16 protein-coding genes are annotated in these 15,167 nt (G+C 66.2%); 7 read left to right on the top strand and 9 right to left on the bottom strand.

Going from position 1 to position 15,167, the window contains the following annotated elements:
• On the top strand, positions 1-911 hold a 911-nt coding region (locus HMPREF1868_RS05985; RefSeq protein ID WP_062531258.1), incomplete at its 5' end, for a glycosyltransferase family 2 protein.
• Between the two features lie 207 nt (positions 912-1,118).
• Here HMPREF1868_RS05985 and HMPREF1868_RS05980 read toward each other — a convergent pair.
• The 5 genes from HMPREF1868_RS05980 to rlmD form a co-directional block, all read right to left on the bottom strand.
• On the bottom strand, positions 1,119-2,090 hold the full coding sequence (locus tag HMPREF1868_RS05980) for a P1 family peptidase (protein WP_062531256.1): 972 nt from the start codon (positions 2,088-2,090) through the stop codon (positions 1,119-1,121).
• Positions 2,087-2,728 (bottom strand): Maf family protein, encoded by a 642-nt coding sequence (locus HMPREF1868_RS05975; RefSeq protein ID WP_009279126.1) that lies wholly within the window; start codon positions 2,726-2,728, stop codon positions 2,087-2,089. The genes HMPREF1868_RS05980 and HMPREF1868_RS05975 overlap by 4 nt, the downstream gene beginning before the upstream one ends.
• A 67-nt stretch (positions 2,729-2,795) precedes the next feature.
• Positions 2,796-2,981: a ferredoxin gene (locus tag HMPREF1868_RS05970; protein ID WP_009279127.1), complete on the bottom strand. Its 186-nt coding sequence runs from the start codon at positions 2,979-2,981 to the stop codon at positions 2,796-2,798.
• A 190-nt stretch (positions 2,982-3,171) separates the two neighbouring features.
• A complete protein-coding gene (locus HMPREF1868_RS05965) occupies positions 3,172-3,573 on the bottom strand; it encodes a GNAT family N-acetyltransferase (RefSeq protein ID WP_062531437.1) in 402 nt (133 codons plus the stop codon).
• A 100-nt stretch (positions 3,574-3,673) separates the two neighbouring features.
• Positions 3,674-5,017 (bottom strand): 23S rRNA (uracil(1939)-C(5))-methyltransferase RlmD, encoded by a 1,344-nt coding sequence (gene rlmD / locus HMPREF1868_RS05960; protein ID WP_369817530.1) that lies wholly within the window; start codon positions 5,015-5,017, stop codon positions 3,674-3,676.
• A gap of 459 nt (positions 5,018-5,476) precedes the next feature.
• Between rlmD and arcA the strand changes: the two genes are divergently transcribed.
• The 5 genes from arcA to HMPREF1868_RS05935 all read left to right on the top strand — a co-directional run bounded on the left by arcA (position 5,477) and on the right by HMPREF1868_RS05935 (position 10,862).
• Positions 5,477-6,727, top strand: a complete 1,251-nt coding sequence (gene arcA / locus HMPREF1868_RS05955; RefSeq protein ID WP_062531253.1) for an arginine deiminase — start codon at positions 5,477-5,479, stop codon at positions 6,725-6,727.
• 129 nt (positions 6,728-6,856) lie between these two features.
• A complete protein-coding gene (argF, locus tag HMPREF1868_RS05950; RefSeq protein ID WP_062531252.1) occupies positions 6,857-7,852 on the top strand; it encodes an ornithine carbamoyltransferase in 996 nt (331 codons plus the stop codon).
• A 485-nt stretch (positions 7,853-8,337) separates the two neighbouring features.
• The gene (locus HMPREF1868_RS05945; RefSeq protein WP_062531250.1) at positions 8,338-9,924 is read left to right on the top strand and encodes a YfcC family protein; all 1,587 of its coding nucleotides are present in this window, start codon (positions 8,338-8,340) and stop codon (positions 9,922-9,924) included.
• A gap of 137 nt (positions 9,925-10,061) precedes the next feature.
• On the top strand, positions 10,062-10,436 hold the full coding sequence (locus HMPREF1868_RS05940; protein WP_062531249.1) for an MmcQ/YjbR family DNA-binding protein: 375 nt from the start codon (positions 10,062-10,064) through the stop codon (positions 10,434-10,436).
• Positions 10,437-10,493: 57 nt separating this feature from the next.
• Complete coding sequence (locus HMPREF1868_RS05935) at positions 10,494-10,862, top strand: hypothetical protein (protein WP_062531247.1); 369 nt, start codon at positions 10,494-10,496, stop codon at positions 10,860-10,862.
• 119 nt (positions 10,863-10,981) lie between these two features.
• On the opposite strand, the gene HMPREF1868_RS05930 is transcribed toward HMPREF1868_RS05935, so the two are convergent.
• From HMPREF1868_RS05930 to HMPREF1868_RS05920, 3 genes are all read right to left on the bottom strand, one after another.
• Positions 10,982-11,287, bottom strand: a complete 306-nt coding sequence (locus tag HMPREF1868_RS05930) for a hypothetical protein (RefSeq protein ID WP_009279135.1) — start codon at positions 11,285-11,287, stop codon at positions 10,982-10,984.
• A 196-nt stretch (positions 11,288-11,483) separates the two neighbouring features.
• Entirely contained in the window at positions 11,484-12,533 is a 1,050-nt protein-coding gene (trpS, locus tag HMPREF1868_RS05925; RefSeq protein WP_062531245.1) for a tryptophan--tRNA ligase, read from the bottom strand.
• Positions 12,534-12,650: 117 nt separating this feature from the next.
• The gene (locus HMPREF1868_RS05920) at positions 12,651-13,400 is read right to left on the bottom strand and encodes a M48 family metallopeptidase (protein WP_062531243.1); all 750 of its coding nucleotides are present in this window, start codon (positions 13,398-13,400) and stop codon (positions 12,651-12,653) included.
• A gap of 91 nt (positions 13,401-13,491) precedes the next feature.
• Between HMPREF1868_RS05920 and HMPREF1868_RS05915 the strand changes: the two genes are divergently transcribed.
• A complete protein-coding gene (locus HMPREF1868_RS05915) occupies positions 13,492-14,091 on the top strand; it encodes a 5-formyltetrahydrofolate cyclo-ligase (protein WP_062531241.1) in 600 nt (199 codons plus the stop codon).
• Between the two features lie 83 nt (positions 14,092-14,174).
• On the opposite strand, the gene HMPREF1868_RS09595 is transcribed toward HMPREF1868_RS05915, so the two are convergent.
• On the bottom strand, positions 14,175-15,167 hold the full coding sequence (locus tag HMPREF1868_RS09595; RefSeq protein WP_082719562.1) for a type II 3-dehydroquinate dehydratase: 993 nt from the start codon (positions 15,165-15,167) through the stop codon (positions 14,175-14,177).

Here is a 15,167-nt window from a genome sequence, read left to right as displayed (position 1 = left end):
ACGGGTCCACGAAGGACGACACGCTGGCCAAGGCCCGTGAGTGGGAGGGCCGCTTTCCCGGCTTGGTGAAGGTCGTGCACCAGGAGAACGGCGGGCACGGAATGGCGGTGCTCGCCGCCCTGGAGGCTGCGGACGGCACCTACTTCAAGATCGTCGACTCCGACGACTGGGTCGACGAGGAAGCCCTCCAGGCCCTGCTCAAGACCCTGCGCGAGTTCATCGCCTACGAGACGCGCGTCGACCTCGTGGTGACCAACTACGTCTACGAGCACGCCGAGGACGGGAAGCAGAACGTCGTCGACTACGGGTTCGCCCTTCCCAAGCGCAAGATCATCGGCTGGGACAAGATCGGCCACTTCAACATGGCCCAGAACATGCTCATGCACGCCCTCTGCTACCGCACCGACGTCCTGCGCGACGGAGGGGTGCCCATGCCGGCGCACACCTTCTACGTGGACAACATCTACGCCTACGTCCCCCTGCCGCGCTGCCGCACCCTCTACTACCTGGACGTGGACCTCTACCGCTACTTCATCGGGCGGGAGGACCAGTCGGTGAACGAGGACGTGATGGTATCGCGCATCGACCAGCAGCTTCGGGTCACCCGCGTGATGATGCGCGCCTACCATCTCTACGACGACATACCGAGCCGTCGCCTGCGGAGCTACATGGTGGGCCACTTCACCCTCATGATGGCCGCCTGCTCCATCTTCTCGAAGCTCTCTGACGATCCCTCCGCCATGGACGACCTCGACTCGCTCTGGAAGGAGCTCCGGCAGTTCGACGCGCGCATGTACTGGAGGGCGCGCAACGGGCTCGTGGGCATCGCCATGAACCTTCCCGGAGAGGGTGGCCGAAGGGCCACGGTCGGCATCTACCGCATCGCCCGGAGGCTGGTCAAGTTCAACTAGCCGTCCCTGGCGGACGCCCGCCTCATCGGGGCACCCAAGCGGAAAACTGCGCACGATAGCGTCGAATTGTGAAGACGCGTGACGTTTGCCCAGATGATTCTCACTCTGGAAAGATACCGTGCGCAGTTTTCTAGCCTGTCGAGCCGTAAAAAGGCCCACCTGCGAAGCGGATGGGCCTAGTCGCACGACGATCGGCCTGTCAACACCTCACTCGAGGTCGCTGACGGCAGGGAAGCCGTAGGCGCCCTCGGCGGAGCGGACGCCGTCCACGATGGCCTCCTCGAGCGCCCTCGTGGCGAGCATGCCCACCTCGTCGACCGTCGCCTCGACCTCTCCGGTCGCCATCACGAAGATGGTGTCGCCGTCGTTGGTGGTGTGGGTGGGCTTGATGGCGTGCGCGTAGGCGTCGGCGGAGATCTGCGCCACCTTGGTGGCCTGGGCCTTCGTGAGGGAGGCGTTGGTCACCACGCAGGAGATGGTCGTGTTGGTCCTCAGGAAGGGCACATGGTCAGAGTGGGCCGCGAGTGACCCCGCGAGGTCGAGGGGACGGCCCTCGTTTGACAGGGTGCCCGCGACGGGGCTTCCGTCCTTTGGGTCGACCACGTTCCCGAAGGCGTTCACCGCGGCGATGGCGCAGCAGACGAGTTCGCCGGAGCCTGCGGTCGCCCGTCCTAGGCCGCCCTTCATCGCGTGGGCGGGCCCGCGGAGCTTGCCCACGGTGCAGCCGCAGCCAGCGCCGTGGTTGCCCGCCTCGAGCTCGCGGTCCCTCTCGTCGAGCGCACGGGCCACGGCGAGCGCGCCCTCCGCCGTCCCCGGACGGACGTCGGGGGAACCACAGGCGAGGTCGAAGACGCAGGCGGAGCTCACGATGGGGACGACGCCTACCCCGACGTCGAGGCCGATGCCCCTGCGCTCGAGCTCCTCGGCCGCTCCGCAGGCCGCCGCGAGCCCGTAGGCGCTGCCGCCCGACAGCACGACGCAGTGGAGCTTGCTCACGGTCTCCTCGGGCCTCAGGAGGTCCGTCTCCCTCGTGGCGGGGGCTCCCCCTCGCACGTCCACGGCCCCCGTCGCCCCCTCGGGGCAGACGATGGCCGTGCATCCCGTGCCCGCCTCGTGGTTCGACACGCTCGCCGCGAACACGCCCGCAATGGGGAAGGCGGCTCCGTCGATCCTGCTCACTGCGCTCCTCCTAGCACTTGGGCCGCGAGGTCCACCTCGTCGCCCAGCAGGTCCGAGAGCTCGCGGACGAGCCGGGAGACGGGAAGCCCCACGACGTTCTGGTAGTCACCGGCTATAGAGCGTACCAGGAAACGGCCGCGCCCCTGAATGCCATAGGCACCGGCCTTGTCGAGCGGCTCACCGCTCTGGGCATAGGCATCGATCTGGGTGCGCGTGAGCTCCCAGAAGGACACGGTCGTCGTCTCGACGAAGGAGGCCGGGCGGGGAGAGCCGTGCTCGGGCAGCGCTGCCAGGCAGACGCCGGTCGAGACCCGCGACTCCCGCCCTGACAGCTCCCTCAGCATGCGGGCCGCGTCATGCGTGTCCCTAGGCTTGCCCAGGACGTCCCGTCCGGGCATCCAGACGACGGTGTCCGCGGCGACCACGGCCTGGCAGCCAGAGCGCCCGGGTGCTTGGAGCTGGGGGAGGGCAAGGCAGGCCTGTGCCTTCATCCTCGCGAGGCGCTCGACGAGGGCGACGGGAGACTCTCCCTCCTGGCGCGTCTCGTCGACCTCAGGTGGGAGCACGAGGAGCTCGAACCCCGCCTCCTCCAGCAGCTGGCGGCGGCGGGGCGAAGAAGATCCCAGTGCGATGCGCATGCTGTTCCTCCAAGAAAAAGGGAGCCGCGTCAGCGGCTCCCGGGCGTCACGCTCGTTGGTAGCTGTGCTACTCGACGGTGATGGCGCTGACGGGGCAGTTGTCGGCGGCCTCCTGGGCGCTGTCCTCGTTCTCCTCGGGGACCTCGTCGACGATGACCTCGGCGACGCCCTCGTCACCGATGGCGAAGACCTCGGCGCAGGTGGACTCGCAGAGACCGCAGCCGATGCAATCCTCGTTCACAGTTGCCTTCATGGTGGTTTCCTCTCACTCTGAATCCGAACCCAGGCCCCTTACCCAAGTTCTCTAGACCCCTTTGTACTATTACTTCGCCCGGAGCGCTAGTGCCAATGTGGGTAGCGCGCGAGCCACTGGGGCTCGTCCGTCCAAAAGGGACGCCATACGCATGGGCCCACTTCGGGTTGGGCGTGGCGGCCGAAGGTCATCAGCGTCTCATGAACCCGCAACAGCCCAGCTCCGAAAGCGTACGGAACCCCATTGACCGATAAAAGGCCTTGGTCTTCTCGTTGTCGTCGGTCGCAAGCTCTATCTGGCGCACGTCGCCATAGCGGTCGAGCACGGCCTCGACTAGTGCCGTGCCGACTCCCTGCCGCTGCCTCTCGGGGTAGACCAGGACATCCTGGATGAACACAATGGTGAAGCCGTCGCCGACGGCCCTGATGACGCCAAGCAGCTCGTCGCCTTCGTAAGCGGCCAAAACCAGCAGAGAATGCACGAAGCCGTTTCGCAGAGCTGCGGCGTCTCTCGTGTATGCCGTCCAGCCCACCGCATCATAGAGCGGCAGTATCTCGTCCTCGCGATAGTCCGTGTACTCCCTTATCTCCATCTGCCACCCCCAGATTCCGACTTCCCCTGCGGCGTCCGGTCCACAGCACGAGCCCCAAGGCACCCAAGGCACCATCCGGCCTCTTAGAGGCCCTCGGGCCTCAGCCCCGGGCCCTCGACAGCAATGTCACGCACTCGACGTGGAAGGTTTGGGGGAAGAGGTCCACGGGAGTGATGCGGACGGGGGAGAAGACCCCCCTCTCCCCGAAGCGCGCGAGGTCGCGCGCGAGCGTCGCCGGGTCGCACGAGACGTAGGCGATGGCGCGCGCTGGCTGCTCGCTGAGCCGTTCCACCACGTCCTCGGCAAGCCCTGCCCTCGGCGGGTCCACCACGATCACGTCCGCATCGGAGTCCGGGAACTCGCGCCCTGCGTCCCCACCCACGGCGTCGACGTTGTCGAGCCCCGCTCGCTCGAGGTTGCGCCTGAGGTCGCGGACGGCGGGTCCGTATGACTCGACGGCGTCCACCCATGAGACGCGTCGCGCCAGGGGCAGGGTGAAGGTGCCCGCCCCGCAGTAGAGGTCCATGGCGACGTCGCCCTCGTCTGGGTCGAGCCCCTCCATCACGAGCTCGACCAGGCGCTCGGCGCCCTTGGTGTTAACCTGGAAGAAGGAGGGGGCGGAGAGGAGCATTGTCCCGCCCGCGACCTGCTCGCCCCAGCAGCCCGCGCCCGAGAGCCGCTCCACGCCCGTCACGCGCCGGGCCTTCTTGGGACCCTTGGTGAGCACGCGCACGACCGAGCTCGCCCTTGTCGCCTCCTGCAACACCTTCGCGACCTGCGCCCGGGGGAATGGGCCGGGCTCGGTCCACAGGGCGACCTCGACCTCGCGCGTGCGACGGGAGGCTCTGATGCCCACGCGGTCGATGTCGAGCCCGTGGGAGTTGGAGAGATAGCTCAGCGCGCCGGCGACGGACTTGGTGAGCTTGGAGTGGCGGGCGTCGAGGAGGGGGCAGGAGTCGACCTTGACCACGCCCGTCCCGGACCTGTCATGCATGCCGATCAGGCTGCGTCGTCCGTGACGCTCGAAGGCGAGCTCGACCTTGTTGCGGTACCCCCAGCGCTCGCCGGGGGACTCGCAGGGCGCGACCAGCGACTCGGCCCGGGCGGGGTCCATGTGGCCGATCCTCACCAGCGCGTCCACCACGCTGGAGCGCTTCTGCTCCAGCTGGGCGTCCTCGGAGAGCCCCGCCCAGGGACAGCCGCCGCAGACCGGGACGAGGGGGCAGGCGGGGCGCACCCGCATCTCCGAGGACTCGAGCACCTCGGTGACGATTGCGTGGGAGAGGCTCTTGCCGTCCTGGTCTACGCATGCGCGCACCAGGTCCCCGGGAACGCCACCGCTTACGAAGACCGCCTTCCCGTCGTCGCGATGGGCGACGGCGTCGGGCCCGTAGGCCATCCTCTCGACCCTGAGCGTGAACTCCCCTCGCACCTCTTCTGCCACCGGTTTCCCTCCAAGGCTCGTGTCCCGGTCACTCCCGGGTCCCAGAAGATTCTAGCAGCTGGCGACCGCCCGCCTCCCGCCCGGAGTGGCGTGATTCGCAGTGATGAATGAAAATGAAAATCTATAGTATATTTATGGAAGGTTTATTAGATTAAGTCAAGGGGGTGAATAGGCGTCTTAAGTTCAAAAAATAATTTAGGAAATCAGAAAATTAGTTTTGCTAAATCATAAAATAGCAGGTAAATATAGGTAATAATCAAAGCAAGAAATAATAGTGCTACCGCTTAGGGATCCAAAGGGACCGTTCCCGCGAAAGTCACGATTGTGGGTGAGACGCATAAATTGATTGGATATAGTCTGTCTTGGCGTTATTCTGATCTCGCCGGGATGCCTCCCGTGCGAGAGGACTATCGGTCTAGTGCCAGACACTGTTCTGGCACAGAAAGAGTAGGAGGAACCATGGCTAACGGGCTTTACGTCCACAGCGAGATTGGCCCCCTGAAGAAGGTCCTGCTTCACCGCCCTGGCGAGGAGCTTCTCAACCTTCCCCCCGACGAGCTGGGTCGTCTGCTCTTCGATGACGTGCCCTTCCTCGAGGTGGCCCAGCAGGAGCACGACCGCTTCGCCGAGATTCTGCGCGAGCAGGGCGCCGAGGTCCTGTACCTCGAGAAGCTGGTCGCCGAGGCCCTGGACGCCGCCGGCTCCCGCGAGGAGTTCACCGAGCAGTGGCTCGACGAGTCCGGTCTGCGCGGCACCCACACCCGCGCCACCGTCAAGGAGTTCATGGACTCCATCACCGACACCCAGGCCTTCGTCGAGAAGTGCATCGCGGGCATCCGCAAGAACGAGCTTGAGCTTCCCACCAAGTCGAGCAACCTCCTTGCCGACCTCGTGGGCTATGACCAGGACAGTGAGTCCGACCTCCTGATCGACCCCATGCCCAACACCTACTTCACCCGCGACCCCTTCGCGATCGTGGGCAAGGGCGTCAACCTGAACCACATGTTCTCGGTGACCCGCAACCGCGAGACCCTCTTCGGCAAGTACATCTTCCGCGACCACCCCGACTACAACGACGCGCCCCTGTGGTACCGCCGCGACTCCGCCTACCACACCGAGGGTGGCGACGTCCTCAACATCAACGCCCACACCCTGGCCATCGGCATCTCGCAGCGCACCCAGGCAGCCGCCATCGACGCGCTCGCCCAGCACATGTTCTGGGAGAAGGGCGACGAGTGCGAGATTGACACGATCTATGCCTTCAACATCCCCGTGTCCCGTGCCTTCATGCACCTCGACACCGTCTTCACGCAGATCGACGTCGACAAGTTCACCATCCACCCGGGCATCATGGGCACCCTGCAGGTCTTCAAGCTCACCAAGGGCGCCTCTGAGGGCGAGGTCAAGATCGAGGAGATGAACGACACCCTCGAGCACGTCCTGGCCAAGGCCATGGGCCTCGATGCCGTCAAGCTCATCAAGTGCGGTGGCGGCGACCCCGTCGCGGCGGCCCGCGAGCAGTGGAACGACGGCTCCAACACCCTTGCTGTCGCACCTGGCAAGATTTGCGTCTACCAGCGCAACACCGTCACCAACGACGTGCTCTACAAGGAGGGCCTCGACCTCCTCGTGGTTCCCTCGGCCGAGCTCTCCCGCGGCCGCGGCGGCCCCCGCTGCATGAGCATGCCCTTCGCCCGCGAGGACATCTAGCCTCCAAAGGCAAGAACCTCGGATCCGGAGACGGCCACCGTCGTCTCCGGATTCGGACTGTCTAGGCATTTCGTTCACTTATTTTTGTAAGGGCCGGCCACGGTGGTCGGCAAGACGAAAGGAACGCACATGGGTGTCAACCTCAGCGGCCGCAGCTTCCTGAAGCTCCTCGACTTCTCCTCCGACGAGATCAGGTACCTCCTCAAGCTCTCTGCCAACTTCAAGGACATGAAGCGCGCCGGCGTGCCCCACCGCTACCTCGAGGGCAAGAACATCGTCCTCCTGTTCCAGAAGACCTCCACGCGCACCCGTTGCGCCTTCGAGGTCGGCGCCTCCGACCTCGGCATGGGCGTGACCTACCTCGATCCCAACTCCTCCCAGATGGGCCACAAGGAGTCCACCGAGGACACCGCACGCGTCCTCGGCCGCATGTTCGATGGCATCGAGTACCGTGGCTTCAGCCAGGCCCAGGTCGAGGAGATCGCCGAGAAGAGCGGCGTCCCCACCTGGAACGGCCTCACCGACGACTTCCACCCCACGCAGATGCTCGCCGACATCCTCACCGCGCAGGAGGAGTTCGGCCAGGACCTCCGCGGCCGCAAGCTGACCTTCTTCGGCGACTGCCGCAACAACGTGGCCAACTCCCTCATGGTCGTCTGCGCCAAGCTCGGCATCAACTTCTGCGCCTGCGGCCCCAAGGAGCGCATGCCGGAGGACGAGCTCGTCAAGACCTGCCGTGAGATTGCCGCCCAGAACCACAGCGAGGTCGTCCTGACCGAGGATCCCCACGAGGGCGCCAAGGACTGCGACGTCCTCTACACCGACATCTGGGTCTCGATGGGCGAGTCCTACGACCTCTTCGGCGAGCGCATCAAGATGCTGTCCCCCTACCGCGTGACCAAGGAGCTCATGGCCGAGGCTAAGCCCACCGCCATCTTCGAGCACTGCCTGCCCTCCTTCCACGACACCAACACCACCCACGGCAAGGAGGTCGCCGAGGAGTTTGGCATCACCGAGATGGAGGTCACCGACGAGGTCTTCGAGGGGCCGCAGTCCCGCGTCTTCGACGAGGCCGAGAACCGCATGCACACCATCAAGGCCGTCATGTACGCGACCCTGAAGTAGCAGCTTCGCACCTGCCTCCCCGCCAGATGGGCGGGGAGGTTTTTTTCTGGTGGGGGAGAAGGTCCCCTCCCTTACTTTTTTGCAGTCGTCCTATCAGTTTTTCTTTGCGATGCGACGTTTAGATTCACGAATATATGCAGTTTATTGATTGTGGAGCATATGTGGATACAGAAGCGTCGCTTGTCTTTCACTTTTGGTCAGAGCAAGGTCCTTACCCCGTCCAAACTGCGACTTTGTTGCCTTAAGTCCAGTAGTCCATGAGCTTGAAAGGGTGTGAAATTTGGCAAAGGGTTCTTGTTAAAGATGACTGGCAGCGTCATACCATTCGGGGACTATTGAATAACGCTCACCCTTTGTCGATTTGCCCCCACATTCAAGATTTGTACAATCTTAGGAGAACTTGCGGGATTTCTGTTCAGTTTTGGTTTCGTAAGGTTTTCTGTTCCATACGACAGGCGTCTTGGACGCCGAAAGGAGTTGCGGTCATGTCAGATTCGACAGCGCAGCCTAAGAAGAAGAGGGAGATGCTCTCGTCCTTCTCCATCATCTTCATCCTCCTGGCGGTCGTGGCCGTCATCACGGTCATCCTCTCCGGGTCGACCGACGCCGTGACCGGCGCCACCCTGGCGGACTTCGTCATGGCTCCCGTCAAGGGCTTCGGCGACGCCATTGACGTCTGCCTCTTCGTCATCGTCCTGGGAGGCTTCCTCGGCATCGTGAACAAGACCGAGGCCCTCACCACCGGCATCAACGCGCTTGTGCGCAAGATGAACGGCAACGAGCTCAAGCTCATCCCCATCCTCATGCTGCTCTTCGCCGTCCTGGGCTCCACCTACGGCTTCTGCGAGGAGACCGTCGGCTTCTACGCCCTGCTCTCCGCGACCATGATGGCCGCCGGCTATGACTCCCTGACGGGCGCAATGATGATCCTGCTCGGCGCCGGCGTCGGCTGCCTCGGCTCGACCGTCAACCCCTTCGCCACCGGCATCGCCTCCTCCGCGCTGGTCGACATGGGCATCGCCGTCGACCAGGCCGTGGTCATCGGCCTTGGCCTCGTCCTCATGCTCGTCACCTGGGCCATCGCCGTCTTCTTCGTCCTGCAGTACGCCAAGTCCGTCAAGGCCGATCCCTCCCGCACCCTCATGAGCTCCTCCGAGCTCGCCTCCGCCGAGGAGTCCTATGGCACGGGCGAGGGCGAGGCTGTCAAGGCCGAGCTCACCGGCAAGCAGAAGGGCGTCCTGGTCTTCTTCGCCGCCGCGTTCCTCGTGATGATCATCGGCTTCGTGCCCTGGGAGGACCTCGGCGTCGACGCCTTCGTGGCCGGCTCCGCCTCTCACGACGAGACCACCGAGGTCACCGCCGACGACATCGTCAAGCAGTACAGCAGCGACAAGCTCGGTGACCTGACGCTCAGCCCCGAGTCCGTCACCGGCGAGCTCAGCTCCTCCGTCACCGACAATGCCGGTTGGTCCGCCTTCCTGACCGGCACTCCGCTCGGCCAGTGGTACTTCGCCGAGTCCACCACCTGGTTCCTGCTCCTCGCCATCATCATCGGCATCGTGGGCGGCCTCTCCGAGCACGAGATCGTCAACGAGTTCATGGCCGGCGCCGGCGACATGATGTCCGTCGTCCTGATCATCGCCGTCTCCCGTGGCGTCTCCGTCCTCATGAGCTCCACCGGTCTCTCGGACTACTTCCTGAACGCCGCCGCCGAGGGCCTCTCCGGAACCTCCGGAATCGTCTTCACCATCGGCTCCTACCTGCTCTACTTCGTCCTGTCCTTCCTCATCCCCTCGACCTCCGGCATGGCGACCGTCTCCATGCCCATCATGGGGCCCCTGGCCGTCAAGCTCGGCTTCAACCCCGCGGTCATGATCATGATCTTCTCCGCCGCCTCCGGCGCGGTGAACCTGATCACCCCGACCAACGGCGCGATCATGGGTGGCCTGGCCCTCTCGCGCATCGAGTACGGCACCTGGGTCAAGTTCGCGATCAAGGTCGTCGCGACCATCGCCGTGGCCTCCATGGTCATCCTCGCCATCGCGATGCTGGCCATCCCCGCGGCCGCGTAGGTCAGACCCACATCGTGCTTCGGCTGGGAGGGCGTCCTTCGGGGCGCCCTCCCTCTTCTTGTGCGCGGGCCTCCCAGAGGCCTAAGATGCAAGAGGGGAAGCCCCGTCCTCGTGGGCGGAGGCAGGGAGGAGCTGGCATGACTGGCGAGGAGCTCTACAGGGTGGCCCTTGACAGCGCGCTCGAGCTGCCTGGGAGCGTGGCGGGCTGCTTCTCTGACGGATGGGAGGACGTGCGCGTCTGCGGCAAGTGGTTCGCCCTCCTGACCGACCACGGCGGACAGCTCGTGAACCTCAAGGCTGAGCCGGACGACGTGCTCGAGCTCACGCATGCCTACCCCTCGATCACGCCCGGCTACCACATGAACAAGAGGCACTGGGTGAGCCTGCGCGCGGGGGACGACTTGGACGACGCGCTGGTGGGGAGGCTGGTCACGGAGTCCTACCTCCTCGTGGTGTCGAAGCTTCCCCGGAGGCTGCGCCCCGTCGACCCCGCTTCGTTTCCGCGCGGGTGACCCGGGGACTCGGGCATCTAAGCACAAGCAAGCAGACCGAACGAGAGGGGACACGACATGGACAAGGAACTCTTCGACTACACGGCCCAGAAGGTGGACGAGCTGCTCGCCGCCTCGTCGAGCTCCGAGGGCACGATCAAGGCCGCACGGGCCTGGAAGGACGCCGTTGCGGGCGGACTCGACGACGTCGCGCTCGAGGCGCAGACCAAGCAGCTTCTCGACGCGCTGGACGAGCACCACACCACGATAGACGAGGTCATCTCGTTTGCCGAGGGCCCCGCGCGCGAGCTCCTCGGCGAGGAGGCGGCCTCCCAGCTCCTCGTCCACCAGCAGGAGCGCAAGGCCGAGGGCGCCCACTACTGCGACTGCGCTGCTTGCACGGCCGCCCAGGAGCTCCTGGCGCGCCACGGCCGCCCCGTCCTGTAGGCCGCCTGTTGCCCATGGCCTGACGCCCAGGCAACTGGACGACACGAGGGGTATCTCGCTCGAGCGTGCTGGGGCGGGGTACCCCTCGGTTTCTATGGCCCTTGCCGCCCTACGTGAGGCTAGGCGGGCCGAAGCTGCACCTCGGCCCCCAAGGGCTTGAGGTGGCCCCTCCGCACGAAGTAGCGGCCGTCCTCGAAGAAGACGGTGCGCCTCGCGCCTCTGCGCCCCAGCACGAGCTCCCAAGCCCGGAAGGGGCGCACCCCCGGTCGTGGCGCGGGCGAGACCTCCCTCGTGGAAGTCACCTGCAGGCTGCAGGCGTGGGGTTGGTAGGGCCAGTGGAGGGCCGTGAACTCCTGGTTCCCGTTGGTGTCCACGAAGAACGAGACCGCCACGTAGGCGCGGTCCTCCTCGTGGGGTGGCGTCACGTACACGGCTCCTGTGCCCCTCTCCACAGATACGAACATCTGTACTGCAACTGACCCTTAGGCTAGCAGCGGGGTGGGACGGGAACACCTGCACGTCGCGGGTGGGGGAGTCGCACAGAAAAAAGTCCCGCCCCGCGCCGATGTCCGAGGACTGGTGCGGGGCGGGAGGGTTGCCGGCGCGTGGGGATGCGAGGTCCTAATAGACCATGCCCATGGCCTCGCGCACCTCGTCGAGGGTCTGGTCGGCGATGGCATTGGCGCGGGCGTTGCCGTCGCGCAGCACGTCCCTCACGTAGTCCAGGTCCTGCTCGAAGGCGTGCCTTCGCTCGCGGATGGGGGCGAAGTAGTCGTTGACGGCCTGGGTCACGTACTTCTTGAGCTGGCCGGAGCCGCCCATGCCAATCTCGTCGGCTATCTCCTTGGGGTCGCGGCCCGTGCAGATGCCCGCGGTGGTGAGCAGCGCCGCCACGCCGGGGCGCGCCTCGGGGTCGAAGGTGATGTTGCGCTCCGAGTCGGTCTTGGACTTCTTGATGAGCCGCGCGGTCTCGTCCGCGCTCATGCTGAGCGAGATCGCGTTGCCATAGCTCTTGCTCATCTTGCGACCATCCAGGCCCGGGAGCAGGGGGGTGGAGGTGAGGAGTCCCGCCACGCTGGGGAACACCTTGCCATAGCGCTCGTTGAAGCGGCGGGCGATCTTGTTGGTGACCTCGATGTGGGGGAGCTGGTCGCGGCCCACAGGGACGACGTTGCCCTTGCAGAAGAGGATGTCGCAGGCCTGGTGCACGGGGTAGGTGAGGAGGAGCCCGGTGAGCGCGTGGCCCGAGGCCTCCTGCTCGGCCTTGACGGTGGGGTTGCGCTCCATCTCGGCCTCGGTCACCAGCGAGAGGAAGGGCAGCATGAGCTGGTTGGCGGCGGGGACGGCGGAGTGCGCGAAGATCATGGTCCTCTGGGGGTCGATACCGCAGGCCAGGTAGTCCATGACCATGTTGAAGACGTTGTCCTGGATGTGCTCCGTGCTGTCGCGGTCGGTGATCACCTGGTAGTCGGCGATGATGATGTTGGTGCGCACGCCCATGTCCTGCAGGCGCACGCGCTCGCGGATGGTGCCGAAGTAGTGGCCCAGGTGGAGCCTGCCGGTGGGCCGGTCGCCCGTGAGCATGTTGTAGCTCTGGGGGTGGACCTCGAGGTCCTCCTGTATCTGGTCGCTGCGCCTGAGCGCGGCCTCATAGCTTCCCTCGTTGGGCATGGGTGCTCCCTCGCGTCGTGTCTGCAAACCCCCCTATGGTACGGCAAGGCCCCAGGCCGGCGCCAGCGGGACGCGAGGGGGGCCGTCGCGTCCCGACCTGCTGCCGACGTGCGGCGGCTAGCGCATGGGCGGGCTCTCCCTGAGGGCGGCGTGTGCCTCGGGCCAGCCGGGGCACCAGCGGTCCATGAGGGCGTAGAAGCGCGCGCCATGGCTGGGCTCGAGGAGGTGGCAGAGCTCGTGGCACACGACGGCGTCGAGGCAGGCCTCGGGCCGCAGGGCCAGCTCGGCGTTGAGGGTTATGGCGCCCGTGCGCACGTTGCAGGAGCCCCAGCGGCTGCTCATCCAGCGCACGCGGAGCTGGCTGCAGCGGACGCCCATCTCCTCCTGACGTCGCTCCAGGAGGGGAAGGGCCGCCTTTACGAGCTCGTCCTTGAGCCAGGGAAGGAGGAGCTGGCGCAGCTCCTCGCCGGCGGGCCGCCAATCGGCGAGGCCAGGCTTGCCCAGGCCGTCCGGCCGAGGCGCGTGCGGACGGACGACGAGCTCGCCCGCGACCCTCTCGACCTGGGTGTGCCGTCCGGCCGCCGGCTCCACCCTGAGGGAGACCCGCTCGCCCAGGAGGTCGAGCGCGCCGCCGTCTTGCCAGTGCTCCCGCTCGGCCCTGTCCCTGAGTCCGTTGCGCTCCAGACAACCGTCCACCCAGGCCCGATGGGCACGGACAAAGCGGGCGAGCTCGTCCGCCGGCACCCGCGACGGGGCGCTCAGGCGCACGCTGCCGTCGGGCCTCACCCTGAGGTTGACGCGACGCACGTCTCCCCGGACGAGCTCGACCTCCAGCCCGTCCACCTCGAGCGTTCTGCTGGTGGACACATGCCCCCTTCGGTTTCCATGGCGCTTCGCATGCGCATCAGGTTGCGCGATGTGCCAATATTGTAGTGTTGGCAGGCGAGAGGGGAGCACCATGGCGAGCAGTTACGGCGAGGATGCCAGCAAGAGCGCTCTGAGGGAGGGCTACCTGGCGATTCGTGACCGGATTGCGCCAAGCCATCGCGAGCGCCTGGACGCTGAGATACGAGCCCACCTCCTGGCCCTTCCCACCTATGCCGAGGCGCAGCTCCTGCTCTCGTACGTTCCCTTCAGGGACGAGATAGACACCCGCCCGATCATGGAGCGCGCCTGGGCGGACGGGAAGCGCGTCGCCCTGCCGCGATGCGTGCCCGGGTCGGTGTCGCTCCAGTTCTTCGAGGTGACGAGCCTCGACGGGCTTCGCCCCGGAGCGCGCGGCGCCCTCGAGCCGCCGGCGGAGGGGGAGCCCCTCACGACCCGGCAGATGCTGGGCTCCGTCTGCCTCGTTCCCGGTCTCGTGTTCGACGCGGACGGATACCGGATCGGCTACGGCGCGGGCTACTACGACAACTTCCTCGCCGTGTACCCGGGCACGAAGGTGGGGCTCGCCCACAGCATGCAGGTGAGCGGGAACCCCCTTCCCGCAGACGAGCACGACATAGCCGTCGACGTGCTGGTGAGTGACGCCGCGGTCTGGAGCTGCCGGCGCTGGTAGGGAGGGCGCGGGAGACGCGAGCCGGGCGCGACCGAGAGGGGCGCGCCCCTTGGCCAGACCTCCTTGCCCCGGCCGTCCCGCGGCTAGCCGCGGGTGATGCCCAGGTGGTCGGCAAGGATGCGGATGGCCTCGCGATATCCCCCTATCCCCATGCCCGAGACCGTCTCGATGCAGGCGGCGCGCACGTAGGAGCGCTGGCGGAAGTCCTCGCGCTCCTCGAGCCTCGAGATGTGGACCTCGACCGCGGGGATGCCGACCGTCTTGAGCGCGTCGAGCAGGGCGATCGAGGTGTGGGTGTAGGCCGCGGGGTTGATGACGATGCCGTCCGCGCTCCCGTAGGCGTCCTGGATGGCGTCGACGAGGTCGCCCTCGTGGTTTGACTGGTAGCAGTCGCAGTGGGCGAACCCCTCCTCGCGAGCCGCGTCCGCGCAGAGCTCGAGGAGGGCGGCGAAGTCCTCCCGGCCATAGATGCCCGGCTCCCTGATGCCCAGCATGTTGATGTTGGGCCCGTTGATGACCAGGAGGTGGGGGCCGTCCTCGTCCTCGTAGCCGTCGAAGTCATCCGCCTGGGTCGCGTCGTCCATGCCGCTCAGGAGCGCCTCGATCTCATCGGCGCCCTCGGCCTGGTGGCTGTGGAAGGCCGGGTCGCTGAAGCTGGGGCGGGAGTGACGCTCGCCGACGGCAGCCTCGACCTGACGGGGGACGGGGTCCGCCGCGGGCGTGGCCACGTCGGGGTGGGAGGAGCGCCTACTGGGGGTGAAGCTCACCTGCAGGGGGCTCCCGCCATGGCTGAGGTCCGCGAAGGGGGTCTCGTAGCTCGCGGGCAGCCCGGTGAGTTCTGCGAAGGACTCGAAGACCTGGCCCACCGAGTTGGGCCCGAAGACCACCTCGATGCCGTCGCTGCCGCGTCCCACGATGCCTAGGACGCCCTCGACCTTGCAGAGCGCATTCTTGTCGACGAGGGACGGGTCCCTCACGACGAGGCGCAGGCGCGTCATGCACAGCGTGTTTGCCGTCACGTTGGGGGTGCCCCCCACGAGGTCGAGGACCTCAGACGCCGTCTCCCTGCTGGTCAT

The sequence above is a fragment of the Olsenella sp. DNF00959 genome, assembly GCF_001553055.1.
Taxonomy (GTDB): Bacteria; Actinomycetota; Coriobacteriia; order Coriobacteriales; family Atopobiaceae; genus Olsenella_I; species Olsenella_I phocaeensis.
Note: the sequence above shows the minus strand (reverse complement) of the source record. Positions and strands in the feature narration are given on the sequence as shown.